The organism is Actinacidiphila acididurans, assembly GCF_016918855.1.
GTDB lineage: Bacteria > Actinomycetota > Actinomycetes > Streptomycetales > Streptomycetaceae > Actinacidiphila > Actinacidiphila acididurans.
Genome location: NZ_JADKYB010000003.1, coordinates 196,207 through 218,037 on the forward strand (window position 1 = coordinate 196,207; position 21,831 = coordinate 218,037).

Annotated in this window: 12 protein-coding genes and 1 pseudogene; 10 read left to right on the forward strand and 3 right to left on the reverse strand. The window is 73.5% G+C overall.

What is annotated here, in order from left to right; translation table 11 throughout:
• Positions 1-28 precede the first annotated feature (28 nt).
• The 4 genes from ITX44_RS06385 (at position 29) to ITX44_RS06400 (ending at position 6,916) form a co-directional block, all read left to right on the forward strand.
• Positions 29-958, forward strand: coding sequence for an SDR family oxidoreductase (locus ITX44_RS06385; RefSeq protein ID WP_205356046.1), 930 nt, complete (start codon positions 29-31; stop codon positions 956-958).
• Positions 959-1,707: 749 nt separating this feature from the next.
• Complete coding sequence (locus ITX44_RS06390) at positions 1,708-3,537, forward strand: amidase (protein ID WP_205356047.1); 1,830 nt, start codon at positions 1,708-1,710, stop codon at positions 3,535-3,537.
• Positions 3,534-3,707 (forward strand): hypothetical protein, encoded by a 174-nt coding sequence (locus ITX44_RS06395; protein ID WP_205356048.1) that lies wholly within the window; start codon positions 3,534-3,536, stop codon positions 3,705-3,707. Before ITX44_RS06390 ends, ITX44_RS06395 begins: the two co-directional genes overlap by 4 nt.
• Positions 3,708-3,988: 281 nt before the next feature.
• Positions 3,989-6,916, forward strand: a complete 2,928-nt coding sequence (locus ITX44_RS06400; protein WP_205356049.1) for an alpha/beta hydrolase — start codon at positions 3,989-3,991, stop codon at positions 6,914-6,916.
• A 160-nt stretch (positions 6,917-7,076) separates the two neighbouring features.
• On the opposite strand, the gene ITX44_RS06405 is transcribed toward ITX44_RS06400, so the two are convergent.
• Positions 7,077-7,823 (reverse strand): thioesterase II family protein, encoded by a 747-nt coding sequence (locus ITX44_RS06405; RefSeq protein WP_205356050.1) that lies wholly within the window; start codon positions 7,821-7,823, stop codon positions 7,077-7,079.
• Between the two features lie 216 nt (positions 7,824-8,039).
• A complete protein-coding gene (locus ITX44_RS06410) occupies positions 8,040-10,631 on the reverse strand; it encodes a DUF7617 domain-containing protein (RefSeq protein ID WP_205356051.1) in 2,592 nt (863 codons plus the stop codon).
• A 406-nt stretch (positions 10,632-11,037) separates the two neighbouring features.
• On the opposite strand from ITX44_RS06410, the gene ITX44_RS42090 reads away from it, so the two are divergent.
• From ITX44_RS42090 to ITX44_RS06415, 3 genes and pseudogenes are all read left to right on the forward strand, one after another.
• Positions 11,038-11,163, forward strand: a complete 126-nt coding sequence (locus ITX44_RS42090) for a hypothetical protein (RefSeq protein WP_265934176.1) — start codon at positions 11,038-11,040, stop codon at positions 11,161-11,163.
• 12 nt (positions 11,164-11,175) lie between these two features.
• Positions 11,176-11,295 (forward strand): annotated as a pseudogene (locus ITX44_RS42960) (NADP-dependent oxidoreductase); the annotation flags it as partial.
• A 246-nt stretch (positions 11,296-11,541) separates the two neighbouring features.
• A complete protein-coding gene (locus ITX44_RS06415; RefSeq protein ID WP_205356052.1) occupies positions 11,542-15,009 on the forward strand; it encodes a phosphodiester glycosidase family protein in 3,468 nt (1,155 codons plus the stop codon).
• Positions 15,010-15,088: 79 nt separating this feature from the next.
• Here ITX44_RS06415 and ITX44_RS06420 read toward each other — a convergent pair whose 3' ends face one another.
• Positions 15,089-16,009, reverse strand: a complete 921-nt coding sequence (locus ITX44_RS06420) for a GH25 family lysozyme (protein ID WP_236060148.1) — start codon at positions 16,007-16,009, stop codon at positions 15,089-15,091.
• Positions 16,010-16,249: 240 nt separating this feature from the next.
• On the opposite strand from ITX44_RS06420, the gene fdh reads away from it, so the two are divergent.
• Genes fdh through nrfD form a run of 3 tightly spaced genes read left to right on the forward strand, consistent with a single transcriptional unit; the run spans position 16,250 to position 21,827 of the window.
• The gene (fdh, locus tag ITX44_RS06430) at positions 16,250-19,543 is read left to right on the forward strand and encodes a formate dehydrogenase (RefSeq protein WP_236060149.1); all 3,294 of its coding nucleotides are present in this window, start codon (positions 16,250-16,252) and stop codon (positions 19,541-19,543) included.
• On the forward strand, positions 19,540-20,559 hold the full coding sequence (locus ITX44_RS06435) for a 4Fe-4S dicluster domain-containing protein (RefSeq protein ID WP_205356055.1): 1,020 nt from the start codon (positions 19,540-19,542) through the stop codon (positions 20,557-20,559). The genes fdh and ITX44_RS06435 overlap by 4 nt, the downstream gene beginning before the upstream one ends.
• A complete protein-coding gene (nrfD, locus tag ITX44_RS06440) occupies positions 20,556-21,827 on the forward strand; it encodes an NrfD/PsrC family molybdoenzyme membrane anchor subunit (RefSeq protein WP_236060150.1) in 1,272 nt (423 codons plus the stop codon). Before ITX44_RS06435 ends, nrfD begins: the two co-directional genes overlap by 4 nt.
• Positions 21,828-21,831: the final 4 nt, after the last annotated feature.

Consider the following 21,831-nt stretch of genomic DNA (forward strand, 5'->3'; position numbering starts at 1 on the left):
ACCTCGCGCACACCGACAGGAGAAGGCCATGAGCGAGAACACCGTGAACACACCCAACCCCGGGAACAAGGTCGTCGTCATCACGGGCGCGTCCAGCGGCTTCGGCAACCTCGCCGCCCGCGCGCTGGCCCGGGCCGGCCACACCGTCTACGCCGGCATGCGCGCCACCGCCGACCGCAACGCCGCGCGCGTCGCCGAACTCACCGAACTGTCCGCGGCCGAGGGCATCGACGTGCGCGGCATCGAGATGGACGTGCAGGACCAGGCGTCGGTGGACGCGGCCGTCGAGCGCATCGTGGCCGAGCAGGGCCGCCTCGACGTGGTGGTCCACAACGCCGGCCACATGGTGCTCGGCCCCACCGAGGCGTTCACCCCCGAACAACTGGCCCAGGTGTACGACATCAACGTGCTCTCCACCCAGCGCGTCAACCGCGCCGCCCTGCCGGTGCTGCGGGCACAGGGCTCCGGCCTGCTGGTGTGGGTCGGGTCCTCGTCCACCCGCGGCGGCCACCCGCCGTTCCTGGCTCCGTACTTCGCGGCCAAGGCCGGCATGGACGCCCTCGCCGAGAGTTACGCGGGCGAGCTGATCAAGTTCGGCATCGACACGGTCGTCGTCGTCCCCGGCGCGTACACCAGCGGCACCAACCACTTCGCCCACGCCGGATCGCCGGCCGACACCGAGCGGGCCGCGGCGTACGACGAGCGGTACGGCGCCCTGCGGGACAGCATGGCGCAGGCCCTCGCGGACATCTTCCCGGAGGGCCGCACCGCCGACGAGGTCGCCGACGAGATCGTGCGCGTGGTCGGTCTGCCGGCCGGCAAGCGGCCGTTCCGGGTCCACGTTGACCCGAGCAAGGACGGCAGCGAGGTCGTCTCGGCCGTCGCCGACCGGATCCGGGCCGAGTTCTACCACCGCATCGGCATCCAGGAACTGCTCACCGACGGCGCCAGCCTGTAGTGGCGGCGCCGGACGGCGGCGCGCGGGGAGCCGGGGCGGCGGGCTCCCCGCGCGGCGTTGACGAGGCGTTATGACCGGGGCACCCGCGACGGCCGGACCCGGAGAACGTACAATGTTGAACCACTCAGGGGGTGCGGCCGGGAGCGGCTGCCCGGCGTGCGGCGCGGCACGTACCCGGTGGCGGTCCTCGCCGGTGACCGGCGGATCAACAGCGCCGGCGGACCGGGGAGGCGGAACGTCCGGTAATCGGCGGGGTTACGGGCGAGTATTTCCGCCGGCCGGGGAATGGGATTTCTCGAATTTCTTTTAGATTGTCATGACCTGGTCATAATAACGGGCAATGTTGAGTTTTTGTTTCACCTGCCTGTGAGGGCGGGGCCCGAACCGGCTGAATCCCCGTGCGCTCGGGTGGGTTGCGTCCGATTCGTGACGCGTTGTCGGGTGACCGGGCGTCACACCTCCGGAATGCCCCGGAAACACATCGCAGGGCCCGGCGCGGGCGGCGCGGAAATATCCAGGGCGGACCTTCCCCCGGCAATTCCGCAGGTCCTAGAGTCTCGGCGTGCCGCAATTCCCCCCACGTTCACGTTTTGCCCGTCCCACGCACAGCCCATGAACGAGGACAGGAAATCCTGCCGATGACAGCAGAACGCGTCACATCCACACCCGCCGGGACTCCCGCGAGACCGGCTCCGGCCGCAGCCCGCACCGGGCTCAGCCGGCGCGCCGTACTCGGTGGCGCCGCGGCCGTGACCGGAGCCGTCGCCGTCTCCACCGCGGTGGCAGCGCCCGCCGTCGCCGACTCCCCGGGGAACTCCGGCACTTCCGGCGCAACCGCCTTCCAGCGTGCCCTGCCCACCCTGTCGAGCATCAAGAAGCGTGCCCGGCTGGTCGACTACGAGGTCGTCGAGCTGGCCGTCCTGCTGCGGGCCGGCGTCATCACCGCCGTCCAGCTCACCCAGGCGTACCTGGACCGCATCGACCGCCTCAACGGCCCCTTCGAGACCTACGGCGACAACGGCGGCTACAACGCCTTCGTCCGGCTCGACCGCGACGGCGCCCTGGCCGCGGCGGCCGCCGCCGACGCCCGGTTCGCCCGGGCCCGGCACTCCGGCGAGGACCTGCCCCCGCTGCTCGGCATCCCGTTCGGCATCAAGGACTCGGTCGCCGTCAAGGGCCTGGAGGCCAAGGACGGCAGCCACGCCTTCGACGGCAACACGGCCCTGCGCGACGCCACCGTCGTCCACCGGCTGCGCGAGGCCGGCGCCGTCATCCTCGGCCACACCGTGTGCTCGGCGTTCTCCGGCTCGATCACCGGCACCTTCGCCGGCAACGCCTGGAACCCCAAGTACGTGCCCGGTGGTTCCAGTCAGGGTTCGGGCGTCGCGCCCATCGCCCGGCTGGCGGCGGCCTGCATCGGCGAGGAGACCGGCGGCTCCATCATGATGCCGTCCGCGGCCAACGGCGCCAGCGGCATCAAGCCCTCGCTCGGCACCAACTCGGTGGCCGGCCTCATGCCGCTGTCCCCGGGCTACGACGTGCTCGGCCCGATCGCCCGCTCGGTCCGCGACGCGTCCCTGATCATGTCGGTCATCCACGGCCCCGACCCGGCCAACGACCCGCTGACCCTGTCCGCTCCCGACCCCTTCCCGGCCATGCCGCTCACCGCCAGCAAGGGCCACCGGCCGCTGGCCGGCCTGACCATCGGCATCCCGCTGTCCGACTGGATGCGCACCAGCAAGGGCATGCAGACCGGCACCAAGCCGCAGGACCTCTACGACGCCGACCACGCCGCCGCGTTCGAACGGCTCAAGAGCCAACTGACCGCGCTCGGCGCGACCGTCAAGGAGTTCCCGGGCCTGGACGTCACCGTCGCCGCCAACGACCCGTACTTCTCCAGCACCGACGTGCTGGCCACCGTCGACGGCTCCTCGGTCTCGCCGTCCTCCGCGGTGCTCAGCCCCAACCGCTACGAGATCCGCTACTGGGACGCGGTCAAGGACTTCGCCGCCACCCGCCCGGCCGACCAGGCAGCGGCTCTGCTCGCCCAGTACGGCCGCAAGGGTCCCAACGACACCACGTCCTCCTTCGACTCGGCGATCCGCTTCGGCGGCGCCATCCCCGCCTCGGTCCGCGTCGAGGGCGAGAAGCGCCGCCGCACCCTTCAGGCCAACTACCAGGCCGCGCTGGACGCGGCGGGCGTGGACTTCATGCTCGTGCTGTCCCTGGGCGCCCAGATCGGCCTGCGCGCCGGCGGCGGTTTCCCCGTCTACCGGGCGTACTACCAGCTCCCGAACGCCCTGACCTGGCCGATGGTCTCCTTCCCGATCGGTTACGACACCACGGTCGGCCTGCCGATCGCCGCGCAGTTCTGGGGCCCGCGATTCAGCGAGCCACTGATCGTCCAGGCCGCCATCGATTACCAGGAGCACTACCCCGAGTACCACAACGCGGCCCCGGCCGACCCGGACTTCAGCGCCGCCACCCCGAAGGTCGCGCCGCGCATGCTGGTCGTCGAGCCGGCCACCCCGCCGGAGCTGTCCAACGACCCGCTGGTCGCCGAGGAGGCCCTGCGATGAGCTTCCTGACCGTGGCCTGGGGCCCGGTGATCAACGCCGGGCTGCCGCCGCAGCACCCCGGGGAGGGCACACCGATCGCCACCGTGGGCTGGGTGCCCAAGCTCGGCACCGAGTTCTACCCCTACCCGCACGACGACCCCGAGGCGGACCCGCCGGCCACCGGCCGCTGACCGCGCGGCGGCCGGCCCGCTTCCGACGACGCCGGTCGGGGGCCGCTGACGGGTTCCCGAGGATTTCCGCAGGCCGTCCCATGTCTCCGGAAACGTCGACACACCGACAAGTCGGCAATCGATCCGTCGGCGGTTCGGCGCGTCGTCAGTCCCACAGCTACGCGGCCGCCGGGCCGCGCGGCCGGTCCGCCGCGGCCCGGCGGACCGGCCGCGCCCGACCGTCCCCCTCCGCCCAACTGTTCCACGAGCAAGAACACGAGTTGAGAGACCGAGTGAACCGAGTGACACGACACAGAACCACCCGGGGCCTGATACGCCCGCTCGCCGCCACTGCCGCCGGCCTGCTCGCGCTCGGTGCCGGCACCACCGCGCTCGCGCTGCCGGCCGCCGCCGCGCCCGGACCGGACACGGCCGTCGTCGACTCCGGCGACGGCTGGACGGTGACCCGGGCCGCCGGCGGCTACCAGGTGTCGCTGAGCCTGACCGCCGCCCTGCCCGTCAAGAACGACATCCCCGAACTCCTCGCCGACGGCCAGGACCTGGGCCCGGCCGTCGAATCGGCCGACGGGCTCACCCTGTCGGTGACCACCACCGACCCCGCGGCGGCGACCGCCCGGGCCGTTTCCTGGCAGTGGTCCAGCGGGGGAGCCTCGACCACCACCGGCCCGAGCACGCTGCCGTCCTTCGGCAACCGGGCCCAGGCCAAGCGGGCCGCGCCGCAGACCCCGGCCGCCGGGGCCGACGCCGCGACCGCCGACCCCACCACCGTCGGCACCCACCCGTACACGATCGCCGACTACAACTTCGGCGCCCAGGCGATTCCGCTCGCCGACATCGGCGGCATCCGGGGCGAGCTGGAGGGCCGTATCTACCTGCCCACCGGCGGCGGGGCGCACCCGCTGGTGATCTTCCTGCACGGCCGGCACAGCGCCTGCTACAACACCACCACCCTGCGCGGCACCAGCGGCTGGCCCTGTCCGACCGGCACCGCGCCCATCCTCAGCTACGCCGGTTACGACGGCGCCGGTGAGGCGCTGGCCGCCGACGGCTTCACCGTGGTGTCGATCTCGGCCAACGCGATCAACGCCAACGACAACCAGCTCTCCCCGGACGACGGGGCCGCCACCCGCGGGCAGTTGGTGCTCGACACCCTCACCATGCTCAAGGCCGTCGACGAGGGCCGCACCGTCAGCTACCACGACGCGGCCACCGGCAACGACATGACCATGAGCCAGGCGCTCACCGCGGGCCTGGCCACCTACCCGGGCGGGACACTGACCGCCGGGCAGCTCGCCGGCAGCATGGACTTCAGCCGGATCGGCCTGATGGGCCACTCCCGCGGCGGCGAGGGCGTGGTCACCGCCGGCACCCTCAACGAGGCCCTGCCGCACCCGTGGAACATCAAGTCCGTCTTCGCCCTGGCGCCGATCGACTTCACCCGCGCCACCCTGCCCGACGTGATCACCACCACACTGCTGCCGTACTGCGACGGCGACGTGTCCGACCAGCAGGGCCAGCACTTCTACGCCGACTCGCGCGACGGCACCTTCCGCGACGACGTGCAGCGCTCCGACATCTGGGTCATGGGCACCGACCACGACTTCTACAACACATCCTGGACGCCGCCCTACCCGGGTGCCTCCGACGACTGGTCGAACAGCAACGACCCGGTGTGCGGCACCAGCGCCACCGCGCTGGCCTCCGGGCACAACATCCGGCTGAGCCCGACCCAGCAGTACCAGGTCGGCTCCGCGTACATCGCCGGCTTCTTCGAGTCGACGCTCGCCGGGCAGAAGCAGTTCGCGGGCATGTTCGACGGTTCCGGGCAGGAGCCGTCCTCCGTGGCCGGCTACGCCGACGTGCGCACGGTCGCCCAGCAGCCCTCCTCGCTGCGCACCGACGTCGCCACCTTCCAGTCCGCCTCGCCGCAGGTGACCGCCGGCGGTGACGTGACCGCCACGGTCTGCGCCAGCAAGTACGGGCGGACCGTCGCGCAGGCGCTGCCGTACTGCACCAACCCGGGCAGCACGCTGACCAACCAGCAGGTGCCGTACTGGACACCGGCCAACTACGCGCCCAACGTGCCGCTCAACCCGATGACGCACGTGACCTGGACCGGCACCGACGGCGCGGTCTCGGTCGCGCTGGCGCCCGAGCAGCGCAATGCCGCGGGCTATCAGGAGATGACCGTGGACATGTCCCCGGACGAGTCCGTGGCCACCGGCACCGACATGACCCTGGGCGTCACCGACGGCTTCGGCCACACCTGGAGCGCCCCGGTCTCCACCCTGAACCGGTGGGGCGTGACCAGGATGCCGGCCAGCACGTCCACCCTGCTGGGCAAGATCGTGCTCCAGCAGGTCCACGTGCCGACCGCGACGCTCGAGGCCGCCGGGCTCGACCTGCACCGCCTGGCGAAGGTCACCTTCACTCCGGCCGTGGGCGCCGACGGCGCGACGACCGGCGGCGTGTACCTGTCCGACCTCGGCTTCGACAGCAAGGGCCTGGGTACGCCCGACGTGCACCCGCGCACGGCCGTGAACGTGGCCTCCACCACCGTGGAGGAGGGTTCCGGCCCGGCCACCGACCACGTCGCCGTCTACCTGTCGCAGCCCAGCCGGTCCGGTGTCACCGCCTACCTGACCGTCATCGGCTCGGCCACCGGCAAGGTCGGCCTGGCCGTGCAGAAGGTCACCTTCGCACCCGGCACGACCTGCCAGGCTGTGGCCGTCCCGATGACCGGCGACACCGTGCCCGGGGCCGCGGCGACCACCTCGTACAAGGTCGCCGTCTCCGACTCGACCGACGCGGTGCTCGGCAGCCAGGACTTCGGCACCGTCACCGTCCGCGAGGACGACGGCGTCACCGGAACCGCCACCCCGGCGCCCCCGGTCGGCGTCCAGGGCGACGTGTGCGCCGAGCACGAGGCCCTCGGCGACCCGGGCAAGCTGTCCGTCTCCGACCCGACCCCCGCTGCCGGCCAGGCGCTGGCCCTGCACGCCGGCGGCTACCGCGACGGCGAGAGCGTCACCCTGACGCTCGGCGGCGCCACGCTCGCCACCGCCGTGGCCGCGGCCGACGGCACCGTGGCGTTCCAGGCCGCGCTCCCCGCGGACCAGCCCTCCGGTGCCGCCGTGCTCACCGCGACCGGCGCCGGCTCCGGTCGTACGGCGACGGCGACGATCCGCGTCCACCCGGCGGGCAACTGACCACCCGTCGCATACCCAGGGCCCGCAAGGGCTGTGAACCGGTCCTGAACCGGCCCTGACGCGCCCCGGCCGTCGTGGGCGGCGAGTCTTCCCCAGCTACCGCTGGGGGTGCCCGCAGCCCGCGGCGGCCGTCCGGCGTTCGGCGGCCGCAGGCGCCGGATCAGGCCCGCAGGACCACGGTGATGTGGGCGATCACGTCGTCGATCGCCGTGTCGAGGTAGAAGTGGCCGCCGGGGAAGACGTTCAGGGCGAACGGGCCGCCCGTGACGCGGGACCAGGAGTGCATGCCGTCGACCTCGGTGATGGGGTCGTGGCTGCCCGTCATGGCGGTGACCGGCAGGGACAGCGGCGGCTCGGGGAGGGAGGGCCGGTAGCTCTCCAGCAGGCGCCAGTCGGCGGTGACCATCGCCAGGATGGCCTTGCGGGTCTCGGCGTCCTCCAGCAGGGCGGGCGACGTGCCGCCGAGCCGGCGGATCAGGCGCATGGCCGCTTCCTGGTCGTCCGAACTCTCCGGCAGATCCGGTCCCTGGTGCGAACGGCCGGAGACCAGCAGGTGCTCCGGCCCGGGGACACCGGTGGCACGCAGCGCGAGCGCGGTCTCGTAGGCGACGGCAGCGCCCATGCTGTGGCCGAAGAAGGCGTACGGTCCCTGCTCGGCGACCGGCGCGACCGCCGCGCGCACCCCGGCGACCAGGGTGCGCATCCCGCCGGGCATCGGGTGCCCCTGCCGCTCGGCCCGCCCGGGGTACTGCACGGCCACCACTTCGATGTCCTCGGGCAGGCGGCGCGCCCAGCGGAAGAAGGCCAGGGCGGTGCCTCCGGCGTGCGGAAAGCAGATCAGCCGCAGCCGTGCCTGCGGCCGCGGCACGAAACGGATCAGCCAGCCCGGCGCACTCAGCGCGGCCATGGTCCTGCCCCCCTACGACTGAACTCGCCCCCGCGACCCGTCATATGAGTCACAACACGGCGTCCCACGGCTCTTGTTCGGCCGGGGGGAGTGATTCACGTCACAATTGCGGCGGCCAGGAGCCCGCCCCGGAGGGCGCCCGGGGCGAGCCCGTTGCGTCCGCCCTGCCCGTCACCATTGCGGCGGGCAGGACGGGTGGCCGGTCCGGACCCGGGATCAGGCCGGGTGGCCGGTCCGGTCGTTCTTGGTGAGGATGCACAGCAGGGAACAGGCCACGGCCGACGACGGCGCCGTGACGGTCGGGCAGGTGCCGTGCGGGGAGTGCGCGGGCGTGAAGGTCGCGGTGGCGGTGTTCTTCAGCGGCAGCGCCAGCACGAAGGAGTCGCAGTAGACCTGCCGGCTCGTCCCCGCCGCCAGGGTGAAGGTGCCCGCCTCGGAGCGGCACTCCGGGGTCGTCGGGTCGTTGACCGTGACGTCCACCGCGTCCACCGGACCGTCGTTGGTGACGGTGATCCGCCAGTACGCGGTGCCGAGCAGTTGCAGCAGGCCGACCGGGCTGGTCTTGGCCCAGGGGCCCGGGCCGCCGGGGCCGCACGCGTGCCACGAGGTCGACGCGCAGATCTCCTTGTTCACGCTGACGTGCGGCTGGCACGCGGCCCCCGGCGCCACCTCCAGGGAGACCGTGTTCGAGGTCAGCGCCCCGGTGCTGTCCGAGCCGGTGGCCTGGTCGGCGACCTGGGCGATCGTGCAGTCCGTGCCGACCACGGTTCGCAGGCACACCTGCGGGTCGTCGCCCTGGAAGGACGCGGTCAGCGCGGGATGCCCGGTCCCGCCGAAGTCGCCGGTGCCGGTCAGGACGAGCCGCACGGTGACGGTCAGGGCCGGATGGGCGGCCGCGGAGATCCCCGACAGGTCGATCACGCCCGACGAGGTGAGCGGCGGCGCCGCGACGACGCCGCCGTCCGGGTCGCTCACCGTCACCGTCGAGGCGGTCAAGTCGGCGTGCGAGAGGTCGAAGTTCTCCAGCCGTGCCTGGGTGTAACCCTGGACGTGTCCCGGCGCGCCGTCGCAGTAGAAGGCGCCCGGGCGCAAGGTCACCGAGGCGCCGCTGTGCAGGCACGGCGAGGCGCCGGTGGCCGGGTCCATGGAGAACAGCACGCCCGCGTCGCCCAGGCCGATCAGGCAGCGGGTCGTCGTGTCGTACGTGTAGCCGTAGTCGCGGGTCGCGCCGCCGTTGACGTTCGGATGGCCGGCGGCCGTGGGAAAGCCCGCGCAGGGCCGGCCGTACGTCCAGTCCCAGCAGACGGTGTTGCCCGGCAGCGCGCCACCCCAGACGGGGAAGTAGCTGCGGGTGCCGCCGTCCGCGGTCACCACCTCGGGGTTGAACACCAGGGCGCCGGCCGACAGGCTCCCCAGGCCCGTGGCGGCGGGCGGCTGCGCGCTGCCGTCGAGGCCGTAGCAGGTGGTGTCGGGGGCGCCGCCGGTGGTGTCGGCCGTGCACACGCCGGTGACGTGCCCGGCGGTGTCGTAGGCGGCGAAGACGTTGTACGTGTAGGCGCTCGCCGAGGGTCCCGCCGGGTGGGGCGTCGTCCAGCCCGCGCACACCGCCGCGGTGGCCGGGTCGAAGCAGCCCAGGGCGGGCGGCCCGCTCACCGTGGAGGCGGCCTGCGGCGCGGAGGACGCGAACACCTTGCCGTCGGCCACCACCGTGGCGCCCTGGTAGAGGGCATAGGTGTTGCCCGGAAGGTCGTGGTTGGGCGGCACAATGGCGGCGAACGGCTGCCCGGCGCAAGGGGCGCGGGTCGCCAGGTCCATGCACAGCACCTGGCCGGTGCTCGCCACGCCGTAGACGTCGCCGCCGGTGGTGACGAGCCCGGCCAGGCCGTTGGCGCCGGAGGGCGTGCCGCCGGAGGCGAGCAGGGACACGAACCCGCAGTTGGCGCGGGCGGCCAGGTCGAGGCAGCCGACGCCGACCGAGCCGGCGGTCACCGCCGGGTAGTAGACGATGCCGGGCCGGCCGGGGTCGAGGACGTACTGCGGCGTCAGCGGGGTGAAGACGTCGCCGGTGCTGCCGCTGCCCAGCGGCCCGGCCGTCGTGTTGAGCGGGCGCGGCCAGGGCCCGCCGGGGCACGGCTGCCCGGAGGACAGGTCGTTGCAGACCACCAACGGCGCCGCCGGGCCGGTGTGGTGGTAGATGTTCCATGCCTCCACGTCCCCCGAGGCGGCGCGGTACAGGATCGGGCTGAAGCCGTCGCCTCCGGTGGAGCGTGGCGCGGCCTGCACCGGCGGCAGCAGGTCGGCGCGCACCTCGGTGCCGTTGCCGGTGGCCCCGGGGTTGCTGGCGCGCACGTCGGTGGTCGCGGCGCCCTGGTCGGTGGGCCCGAACGTGGTCCCGTCCGTCGACCAGGACGGCGTCCATCCCGGTGGCACGGACAACGAGCCGGGCACGTACGTCTGCGCGGCGCCGGCGCCCTGCAGATGGTCGGTGATCACCGCGGGCGCCGGGCCGCCGGTGCCGGCGTTGTGGTAGCCGACCGTCCAGTTGACGGTGTCCCCGTGGTCGGCCGGGGACTGGCCGGGGTGCGTGATGTCGCCGGCGCTCTTGGTGAGCACCGATGTGCCCGGTGCGTCCGCGGCTGCCGCCCCGTGGGCGGCTGCCGGGCGCGGGGTGTCCGCGGGCGCGGTGGCGTCGGCGACGACGGGCTGGACGGAGCCGGCGGCGATCGCCAGCAACGCGGCGCCCACGGCGACGGCCGCCCTTCTCAGGGGCGGCCGCGGTCTTGTGCCGGACAGCAGGGTTCGGGTCACGTATTTCCCCCACCTTCGTCTCGGGTCACGCGGGCGTCACAGGCGAGCCCGCCGGATGACCGTAAAAGAGGATGAGGTGATCAGTCATCATATTGCTAAGGGCCGACAACAATTGACCGCAGATGAAGGTGTGTTGCCGGAAATCCAGTCGGGTCCGGTGTATTTCTGACCGCCACCCGGGGGCATTTTCCCGCTCGGCTCATTGTGCGCGCGGGGGCTCACGCCCGCGCGATCCCGTCGCGGTATGCGCTCTTACCCAGTGGTTTCACCCCGTGCTTGTCCGGGCACGCGGACGAACTCGGGGCCCGCGAGGGCGCGGCCGTGCTGGTGAACGGCGCCGGCGCCACCGTCGGATAGGCCGCGGCGCAGATCGCGCTCCAGCGAGGGGCGCGGGTCATCGGAACTGATGCGCGCCGTCAAGACGCCCGAAAACGTGCTGACGCTCAGCGACTTCGCCGAGAGCCGGAAACTGGGCGTGCGCATCGGCTTCGGCACCGAAGCCGTTCTGCGCACCGACGTGCTCGGCGCGTAGGCGCAACTCGCCGCCGAGGGCCGCTTCCCGGTGCCCGTGGCGGGTGTCCTCCCGCTGGAGGACTGGCGCAGGGCCGCCGAGCCGAGCCGGTCGGGGCAGGCGCACGGCAAGCTCGTCCTGCGGATCGGCTGACGGGCTGCCGGACCGGAGCGCCTGCCTGCCCGCCGGGCCGGGACGCCGCTCGTGGCCGGCGGCGCGGCCCTCGCCGACCTCCGACCTCGCCGAGGCCGACGCCACGGGCCGGCCCCCCGGTCGGCCGCAGCAGCCACCGCCCGGACCCTTGCGGGCCCGCCCGCTCGTGCCGGAGAGTGAAGACACGACCTCGTGCCCATCTGCCGTTCATCTCGGCGTCGGGCGGAGCGAATAGTTTCAGCCACCATGGACCTTCACCACAACGACACCGCGGGCGTCACGCGCCGCGGACTCATCGTCGGCGCCGTCGCCGCCGGGCTCGCGGCGACCGCCGGCGTGGGAACCGCCGAGGCCGCCACCGCGCCGGGCGCGGCGAGACCCGCGGGCAGCGCGCCCGGCACCGGCCCGGCGGAGCCGGACGGCACCGGTGTGCCGGCGTACGCGACGACCGTTCCGGGGGAGTCGGTCGAGGCCGACCGGGTGGACCGGCCGGTGGCCCCCGGGATCGTCCTCACCTCGTTCGACACCTTCGGCCGCACCGGCTGGCTGCGGGTGCACGTGCTGAACGCCGACCTCGGCCGGGCGTCGGTCGGCGTGGACCTGATCGCCGACAAGGTGAGCGACCCGCGGCCGCTGTCCCAGGCCGCCGACGCGGCGCACGCGGTCGCCGCCGTCAACGGCGACTACTTCGACATCACCGAGACCTTCGCCGCCGAGGGCCCGGAGATCCAGGGCGGGAAGCTGCGCAAGGGCACCTCCCAGCACGCCACGGTCGCGGCCGTCGGTGCCGACCGGGTGGCCCGCCTGGCCGACCTGGTGCTCACCGGCACGGTGACGGTCGCCGGCACCCAGCGGCCGCTGGCCGCGCTCAACTCCCCCTCGGTGCCCGCCGACAGCCTGGTCGCCTTCACCCCGCAGTGGGGCGCCGGCAACCGCACCCTCATCCAGGACGCCGGACCGTACACCGAACTCGTCGTCTCCGGCGGCACCGTGACCGCCGTCAACAGCGCCATCACCAACACGCCCGTCCCCGACGGCGGCCTGATCGTCCTCGGCCGCGGCGCCGCCGCCGCACAGCTCGCCGGCACCAAGCCGGGCGACGCCGTCGCCGTGGCGTTCGCCCCGCGCAGCGACGCGCCCACCGACCTGCAGATGGCGCTGGGCAGCGGCGCGGTGCTGGTCCAGGGCGGCACCGCGGTCGACTTCCCGCCCAGCACCGGAAACGACGCGCCCAAGCCGCGCACCGCCATCGGCTGGCCGGCCGGCGGCCACCGGCTGCTGCTGGTCGCGGTCGACGGCTCCGCCAACTTCTCGGCCGGCCTGAGCTTCGACGACATGGCCAAGCTCATGGTCCGCCTCGGCGCCGACGAGGCGTTCATGCTCGACGGCGGCGGCTCCACCGAACTCGTCGCCCGCCGCCCCGGCGACGCCGTGGTCGGCGTCGTCAACACCCCCTCGGACGGCAGCGAACGGCCCGTGCCCAACGGCGTCGGCCTGTTCGCCGCCAAGGGCTCGGGCACCCTGCACGGCCTCGACGTGCGGCCCGGCGCCGACCGGGTGATCCCCGGCCTGACCCTGGACCTCGCGGTCGCCGGCTACGACGAGACGTGGGCGCCGGTGCCGCTCGACGGCGGGAACCCGGTGGACTGGGCCGCCGACCCGCGCTCGCTCGGCAAGGCGAGTGACGGGGTCTTCCGCGCCAAGCGGCCCGGCGCCGGCACCCTGCGGGCCCGGTCCGGCCGGGCCGACGGCGAGCACGAGGTACGCGTCCTCGGCGGCCTGCACAAACTGGCCTTCACCGAACGCGCCGTCACCATCGACCCGGGCACGACGGCGAACGTCGGCCTGACCGGATACGACGCCGACGGCTTCGACGCCCCCGTCGCCCCGCGCGACGTGACCCTCGACTACGACCGCACCGTCGTCACCGTGACCCCCGCGGCGGGCGGCGGGCTGGTCGTCACCGGCGGCGCCGACGCCGGCGGCAAGGCCACCACCGTCACCGCGACCGTGGCAGGCGTGACCGCCAAGCTCCCCGTCACGGTCGGCCTGGTCGACGTCCCGCTCGCCGACTTCGAGCCCACCGAGCACTGGACCGCCACCTCCGCCCGCGGCACCGCCTCGGTCGCCTTCGTCGCGGCCCCGGAGCGGCCCGGCGCCGCCGCCGGCAACAACGCGCTGAAGCTCACCTACGACTTCACCGGCCAGACCAGCACCTCGGCCGCCTACGCGGTCGCCGGCCCCGGCCCGATCACCCTGCCCAGCGGCGCCAGGAAGCTCGCCCTGTGGGTCAACGGCGACGGCCGGAACCACTGGCTGCGCGCCATGATGTACTCCCAGGGCACCACCAACGTGCCGTTCACCTTCGCCGCGACCATCGACTGGACCGGCTGGCGCCGGGTCGTCGGCGACATCCCGGCCGGCTTCTCCGAGCCCATCACCCTGCAGCGGGTCTACATCGCCGAGACCTCGCAGACCAACAAGAACGCGGGCGCCCTGGAGTTCGACGCGCTCACCGCCCAGGTCGGCCAGCAGCCGGACACCACCGAACCGCCGCAGCCCGACCCGTACGTCACCGAGCAGGGCGGCGTCCCGGACGGCCGCTGGACCTTCGCCGTGCTCTCCGACCTGCACGTGAGCGCCGCGGCCGGGCTGGACTCCTTCTCGGGACGGCAGGCGGAGATCGCACTGGACCAGGTCGTCGCGAGCAAGCCGGACTTCATCCTGATCAACGGCGACTTCGTGGACAACAACACCCAGGCCGACTTCGACCTGGCCAACGGGCTGCTGCGCGACCACGTCCCGGCGGACCTGCCGGTCTACTGGACCCCCGGCAACCACGAGGCCGGCCTGTCGGCCACCGGTGGCCTGGACACCTTCCTCAGCGCGACCGGCCGGCCCAACCGGCAGATCTTCGACCACAAGGGCACCCGGTTCATCCTGCTGGACTCCCACACCGGCGACATGCGCACCTCGGACTGGGACCAGGTGCCGCTGCTGCGGTCCGAACTGGACAAGGCCGCCGGCGACCGCTCGGTCACCGGCGTCGTGATCTCCTTCCACCACCCGCTGCACGACCCGTCCGGGGCCGGCGCCTCGCAGCTGTCCGACCAGCTCGAGGCCGACCTGCTCAAGCGCTGGCTGGCCGACTTCCGGGAGCGGTCCGGCAAGCCGGTCGCACTGTTCACCGGCCACGCGCACACCGCCGCGGTCACCCGCGCCGACGGCGTGCTTGAGGTCAACACACCGGCCGTCGGCAAGACCCCGTACAGCTCGCCCGACCAGGGCGGCTTCTTCGGGTGGATGAACGTCGGCGTCGACCCGCGGCCGGCGAAGGTGAAGGCCGGGCAGCCCAGCCCCGGCACCCGCGACTGGCTGCTGGCCGAGAGCCGGCCGGTGATCGACGGCATCGAGGTGTCGGCCCCGGGCCAGGTCGCGGTGGGCGCCTCCGCGGCGCTCACCGCGACCGGCGTCACCAGCGAGTTCGGCCTGCGGTTCCCGCTGCGCTTCCCGGCCAGCGTGACCTGGAGCGGCGACTCCGGCGTGGTCGTCACCGACTCGCCCTCCGAGGCGAAGTCCGCCGCCCGGCGCCGGACGACCCTGGCCGTGCTCGACCCGGCGACCGGTACGCTCACCGCCGTGCGCGCCGGCACGGTCACCGTCACCGTGGCCTCCGGCGGCCTGACCGGCTCGGCGGCCGTCACCCTGGCGTAGCCGGCCAAGGTCCAGGTGGCCGTTCCCCTACACCCTCCGGGTACGGGAACGGCCACCTGGCCGGCTCACCGGGAGCGGCTCAGGGCGTGTTGTTCGCCAGGGCGAGCAGGCGGCTGCTGGTGCCGTTGAACTTGTCGCGGTCGACGGCGCCGGTGATGCCGCTGACCGTGCCGCCGTCGTCGTACTGCCAGACCGTCCAGTACGGGAACCCGCTCGGCAGCGTCGGGCTCGCCGCCGTGGTCCAGTGAGCCACCCACAGCGGGCTCTTGCCCGACATCCCGGTCCAGCTGCCGGTGCAGGTGTTCCACCAGCCGGCGTTGGTGTAGACGACGACGTCCCGGCCGGTCCGCGCCTTGTAGGCGGTGTAGAAGTCCGACACCCAGGTGCGCATGGCGCTGGTCGACAGGCCGTAGCAGGACGCCCCGTACGGGTTGTACTCGATGTCCAGGACGCCGGGCAGCGTCAGGCCGTCCGCCGACCAGGCGCCGCCGTTCGCGGCGAACCAGGCGGCCTGGGTCGAGCCGCCGGACAGGTCCGGGCGGGCGAAGTGGTAGGCACCCCGGATCACCCCGGCGTGATAGGCGTTCAGGTAGTTCGCGGCGAAGGACGAGTCCCGGGAACTCGTGCCCTCGGTCGCCTTGATCCAGGCGAACTGCATACCGGCGCTGTGCACCGACGTCCAGTTGATGGTGCCCTGCCAGTGCGACACGTCGATGCCCTGGACACCGTCGGTCTGACTGCGCGGGGTGGGCGTGCCGGATTCCCCGGCCTTCTCCCAGCCCTCGTGGATTCTCGTGCCCACCCCCATGTAGGCCTGTCCGTCGGGGACCCGGGGACCGGACGGCATGGGCGGCTCGGCCGTCCGCGCGTCGGCGGCCCCCGTCATGGTGGTGAGCAGTGCGAGCACCGCCGCGGTGGCGGCGGCGATCGCGCCCCGCCGCAGGCGCGGTCCTGCGAAACGCGATCTGTTCATGGACGGCTTGTTCAGGGACGACTTCATGGGAACGCGACACCTCCGCACCCAGGAAACGACCTGCGGCGCACGAGCACGGCGGCGCCCCGCCCGCGCACCCCGAATGGCCCAGCCGGACCGACCGGATGGAGCAACGGCCCCCGGCGCCGCAGGTCGCGCGACCCCGGGCGCGGTCCGGCGCACCGGCCCGGCCGCCCCGGTTGCGGGTGCGGACCCGCCCGGTACGGTCGGGATCGGGCAGGTGCCACCGCACGAAGGAGCAGGCGGATGGGCGTGAAGCAGTGGATCGGCCAGTGGCCGGTGTACCGGCAGCTCACCGGGACCGACCCGCTCGGGCGCGGCAGCGCGGCGCAGTCCGCGCGCTCGGCCGGCCTCGAACCCCGCACCCGCGGCGCCGACCGGGTCGTCGACTCGGTGTGCCCGTACTGCGCGGTCGGCTGCGCCCAGCGCGTCTACGTCAAGGACGAGCAGGTCGTGCAGATCGAGGGCAACCCGGACAGCCCGATCTCCCGCGGCCGCCTGTGCCCGAAGGGCTCGGCCAGCAAGCAACTCGTCACCGGCAAGCAGCGGGTGCGCACCGTGCGGTACCGCGCGCCCTACGGCACGCAGTGGCAGGACCTGGACCTGGACACCGCCGTGGACATGGTCGTCGACCGGGTGCTGGACGCGCGGCGCAAGGGCTGGCAGGACGCCGACGAGGCCGGCAACCCGCTGCGCCGCACCATGGGCATCGCCAGTCTCGGCGGCGCCACGCTGGACAACGAGGAGAACTACCTGATCAAGAAGCTCTTCACCGCGCTGGGCGCCTTGCAGGTGGAGAACCAGGCCCGCATTTGACACTCCGCCACGGTTCCCGGTCTGGGAGCCTCGTTCGGCCGCGGCGGCGCCACCGACTACCAGCAGGACCTGGTCAACGCCGACTGCATCGTCATCATGGGCTCGAACATGGCCGAGGCCCATCCGGTGGGGTTCCAGTGGGTGATGGAGGCCAAGGCACGCGGCGCCAAGGTCATCCACATCGACCCGCGCTTCACCCGCACCAGCGCGCTCGCCGACCAGCACGTCACGCTGCGGGCCGGCACCGACATCGCCTTCCTCGGCGGCGTGATCAATTACGTCCTCACCCACGACCTGCACTTCCGGGAGTACGTGCAGTCGTACACCAACGCGACCTTCCTGCTGAGCGAGCGCTACCGCGACACCGAGGACCTGGACGGCCTGTTCAGCGGCTACGACCCGCTCACCGCCTCGTACGACTCCTCCAGCTGGGCGTACGAGAGCGTCGCGGCGCCGGAGCGGCCCGGCCGCCGGGACAAGGAGCAGGCCGCGTCCTCCCGGCACGGCGCCGGCGGCCCCACCGTCGAGGGCCACGCCGGCGAGATCGCCGCCGACCTCGCCATGGAGCACCCCAGGAGCGTCCTCCAGGTGCTCAAACGGCACTTCTGCCGCTACACCCCGGAGGCGGTCGAGCGGATCTGCGGGGTGCCGCGGGACCTGTTCCTGGACGTGTGCCGCGCCTGGACCGCGAACTCCGGCCGGGAGCACACCACCGCCCTGGTCTACAGCGTCGGCTGGACCCAGCACTCGGTGGGCGCCCAGTACATCCGCGCCGGCTCCATCGTCCAGCTGCTGCTGGGCAACATCGGCCGCCCCGGCGGCGGGATCTACGCCCTGCGCGGCCACGCCAGCATCCAGGGCTCCACCGACATCCCCACCCTCTTCAACCTGCTGCCCGGCTACCTGCCGATGCCGGACACCAGTCACGAGTCGCTGGCCGCGTACCTGGAGAGCATCAGCGGCCGGAACCAGAAGGGATTCTGGGGCAACGCCGACGCCTACACCGTCTCGCTGCTCAAGGAGTACTTCGGCGAGGCGGCGACCGCGGAGAACGACTACTGCTTCGACCACCTGCCGCGGATCAACGGCGACCACGGCACCTACCGCACCGCGATGGACATGGTCGACGGAAAGGTCTTCGGCTACTTCCTGCTCGGCCAGAACCCCGCGGTCGGCTCCGCCCACGGCCGCCTGCAGCGCCTGGGCATGGCCAACCTCGACTGGCTGGTCGTCCGCGACCTCACCATGATCGAGAGCGCCACCTTCTGGCAGGACGCGCCGGAGATCGAGACCGGCGAGATCGTCCCCGAGCGGTGCCGTACCGAGGTGTTCTTCTTCCCCGCCGCCTCGCACGTGGAGAAGTCCGGCACCTTCACCCAGACCCAGCGGATGCTGCAATGGCGCGACCAGGCCGTCGCACCGGCCGGCGACCAGCGCTCCGAACTGTGGTTCTTCCACCAGCTCGCGCTGCGGCTCAAGGCCCGGCTGGCCGCCTCCACCGACCCGCGCGACCGCCCCGTCCAGGACCTCGCCTGGGACTACGCCGCCGACGGCGACGAGCCCTCCTCCGCCGACGTGCTGCGCCACATCAACGGGATCGACCTGAACACCGGACGCACCGTCAGCGGCTACACCGACCTCAGGGCCGACGGCAGCACGTCCTGCGGCTGCTGGATCTACAGCGGGGTCTACGCCGACGAGGTCAACCAGGCCCGCCGCCGCACCCCCCGCTCCGAGTGCGGACCCTACGACGCCGAATGGGGCTGGACCTGGCCGATGAACCGGCGCGTGCTCTACAACCGCGCCTCCGCCGATCCGCAGGGCCGCCCCTGGAGCGCCCGCAAGGCCCTGGTGTGGTGGGACGAGGAGCGCGGGGAATGGACCGGCGACGACATCCCGGACTTCGAGCGGACCAAGCCGCCGGACTACCGGCCGCCCGAAGGGGCCTCCGGGCCCGAGGCGCTGCGCGGCGACGACCCGTTCATCATGATGTCCGACGGCAAGGCGTGGCTGTTCGCCCCGGCCGGCCTCGCCGACGGCCCGCTGCCCACCCACTACGAGCCGCACGAGTCCCCGATGCGCAACGTGCTCTACGGACAGCAGGCCAGCCCGGTGCGCAAGGTGTACGGGCGGCCCGACAACCCGTCCAACCCCGCCCCGCCCGAGGCGCACAGCGACGTCTTCCCCTACGTGTTCACCGCGGCCCGCCTCACCGAGCACCACACCGCGGGCGGCATGAGCCGGCAGCTGCCGTACCTGTCGGAACTCCAGCCCGAGCTGTTCGTGGAGGTGGCCCCGGAACTCGCGGCCGAACGCGGGCTGCGGCACCTGGACTGGGCCCATGTGATCACCAGCCGGACGGCCGTGGACGCCCGGGTCGTGGTCACCGACCGGATGGCGCCGCTGCTCCTGGACGGCCGCGTCGTGCACCAGGTCTGGATGCCCTACCACTGGGGATCCGTCGGCCTGACCACCGGGGACGTCGTCAACGACCTGCTCGGCGTGGTCGTCGACCCCAACGTGTTCATCCAGGAGAGCAAGGTGCTGACCTGCGACGTACGGCCCGGACGCCGCCCGCGCGGCCCGGACCTGCTCGCCTACGTGGCGGACTACCGCCACCGGGCCGGGATCACCCCCCGTACCGGCACCCGTGTCGTGACGGCCGGCGACACCGACCGGCCCGAGCACACCGAACCCTGCGAATGGCCGGAGGACCCCTCATGAGGCACGGACAGAGCTTCTTCGGGCCGCTCGCGGACCCCGCCGCCGACGCCGGCCACCGGGACCACCCGCCCCGGGTCGGCTTCTTCACCGACACCTCGGTCTGCATCGGCTGCAAGGCCTGCGAAGTGGCCTGCAAGGAATGGAACGACGTCCCCGAGGACGGCCTCGACCTGCTCGGCATGTCCTTCGACAACACCGGCATGCTCGGCGCGAACTCCTGGCGGCACGTCGCCTTCGTCGAGCAGGAACGCCCGCTCGGCCGGCAGGACGCCGGCCTGGCGGAGCTGCCCACCGGCCCCTCCACGACCGAGGCCGCCGCCTCGGTCGTGGCCCGGGCCCTGCCCGGCACGCCACGCGACGGCGGCGACCTGGGCACCGCCCCCGTGCACCTGGGATTCCCCTCCTTCGACCTGCCCGGCACAGACGCCGACGCACGGGAGCGCACCGACTTCCGCTGGCTGATGTCCTCCGACGTGTGCAAGCACTGCACCCACGCCGGCTGCCTCGACGTGTGCCCCACCGGCGCGCTGTTCCGCACCGAGTTCGGCACGGTGGTGGTCCAGCAGGACATCTGCAACGGCTGCGGCTACTGCGTGTCCGGCTGCCCCTACGGCGTGATCGACCGGCGGCACGACGACGGCCGGGCCTGGAAGTGCACGCTGTGCTACGACCGGCTGCGCGGCGATCTCGAACCGGCCTGCGCCAAGGCCTGCCCCACCCAGTCCATCCAGTTCGGCCCGCTGGACGAACTGCGCGAACGGGCCGCCGGGCGCCTGGCGCAGCTCCACGAGGCCGGAGTGACCGAGGCCCGGCTCTACGGTCACGACCCGGACGACGGCGTGGGCGGCGACGGCGCCTTCTTCCTGCTGCTGGACGAGCCGGAGGTGTACGGCCTGCCGCCCGACCCCGTGGTGCCCACCCGCGACCTGCCGGCGATGTGGAAATCCGCGGGGCTGGCCGCCTCCGCGATGCTGGCCGCGGCGGCCGCGGTCTTCCTCGGCGGGGACCGGTCATGAGGAGTGGGAAGCGCAGGGGGCGCGGGCGCGGCGCGGGGAAGGGCGACGCGATGGCGGCGGCCGGGGGTACGGGGGATGTCGGCGGGAACGGCGAGGGTGGGACGGTCGGTGGTACGGGGGATGTCGGCGGGAACGGCGAGGTCGGCAGGGGCGGAACGGTCGGCGCTACGGGAAGCGCCGGGGAGAACGGTGAGGTCGGCGGTACGGGGGACGGCGGCGGCAACCGTGAAGCCGGCGGGGGCGCAACGGCCCGCGGGGGTGGGGCGACCGGCATCCGCGCGGCCGGTTCCGGGGCGGGCCGGGGCGGCGACGGCAGCCGGGAGCAGTCGATGGTGCCGCCCGCGCAGTTCCGTTCGTACTACGGGCGGCCCGTGCTCAAGCCGCCGGTGTGGGAGTGGCGGATCCCGGCGTACTTCTTCACCGGCGGCCTGTCGGCGGGTGCCGCCCTGCTCGCGGCCGGCGCCGACCTGACCGGGCGGCGGGCACTGTGCCGGGGCTGCCGGCTGGGCGGCTTCGGCGCCTTGGCGGTCAGTTCCTACCTGCTGATCGCCGACCTGGGCCGGCCGGAGCGGTTCCACCACATGCTGCGGGTCGCCAAGCCGTCCTCGCCGATGTCCGTCGGCACTTGGATCCTGGCCGCCTACGGTCCCGGCAGCGGCCTGGCCGCCGGGGCCGAACTGCTGCCGCCCGCCCTGCACGCGACCCTGCCCGGCCGCCTGGCGCGGGCCGCCGCACGCCCGGCCGGGCTGTCCGCCGCCCTCTTCGCCCCCGGGGTCGCCTCCTACACGGCGGTGCTGCTGACCCAGACCGCAGCCCCCGCCTGGCACGAGGTCCGCCGCGAACTGCCCTTCGTCTTCACCGGTTCGGCGGCGGCCAGCGGCGGCGGCCTGGGCATGCTGGTGGCGCCGGTCGCCGAGGCGGGCCCCGCCCGCCGACTGGGCGCGGCCGGCGCGGTCGCCGAACTCCTGGCGTCCCGTCTGATCGAGCGCCGCCCCGGCCTGGTCACCACGGCCTACACCACCGGCCGTGCCGGTCGCCTGCGCCGGGCGGCCGAACTGCTCACCCTGGGCGGCGCGGCAGCGGCGCTCACCGTCGCCCGCCGCAGCCGCCCCGCCGCGGCGGCGGCCGGCCTGGCCCTCCTCACCGGCAGCGTCCTCCAGCGCTTCGGCGTCTTCGCGGCGGGCGTCGCCTCCACCGAGGACCCGGCCTATGTGGTGGTGCCGCAACGCGAACGCCTGGAGGCGAAGAAGGCAGAGGAGCGGGCGTGAGGCC

Bases quoted from the DNA above. Each gene is read 5' to 3' on its own strand.
- ITX44_RS06385 (WP_205356046.1), top strand. From the start codon at position 29: ATGAGCGAGAACACCGTGAACACACCCAACCCCGGGAACAAGGTCGTC.
- ITX44_RS06395 (WP_205356048.1), top strand. From the start codon at position 3,534: ATGAGCTTCCTGACCGTGGCCTGGGGCCCGGTGATCAACGCCGGGCTG.
- nrfD (WP_236060150.1), top strand. From the start codon at position 20,556: ATGAGGAGTGGGAAGCGCAGGGGGCGCGGGCGCGGCGCGGGGAAGGGC.
- ITX44_RS06415 (WP_205356052.1), top strand. From the start codon at position 11,542: ATGGACCTTCACCACAACGACACCGCGGGCGTCACGCGCCGCGGACTC.
- ITX44_RS42090 (WP_265934176.1), top strand. From the start codon at position 11,038: ATGCGCGCCGTCAAGACGCCCGAAAACGTGCTGACGCTCAGCGACTTC.
- ITX44_RS06420 (WP_236060148.1), bottom strand. From the start codon at position 16,009: ATGAAGTCGTCCCTGAACAAGCCGTCCATGAACAGATCGCGTTTCGCA.
- ITX44_RS06435 (WP_205356055.1), top strand. From the start codon at position 19,540: ATGAGGCACGGACAGAGCTTCTTCGGGCCGCTCGCGGACCCCGCCGCC.
- ITX44_RS06405 (WP_205356050.1), bottom strand. From the start codon at position 7,823: ATGGCCGCGCTGAGTGCGCCGGGCTGGCTGATCCGTTTCGTGCCGCGG.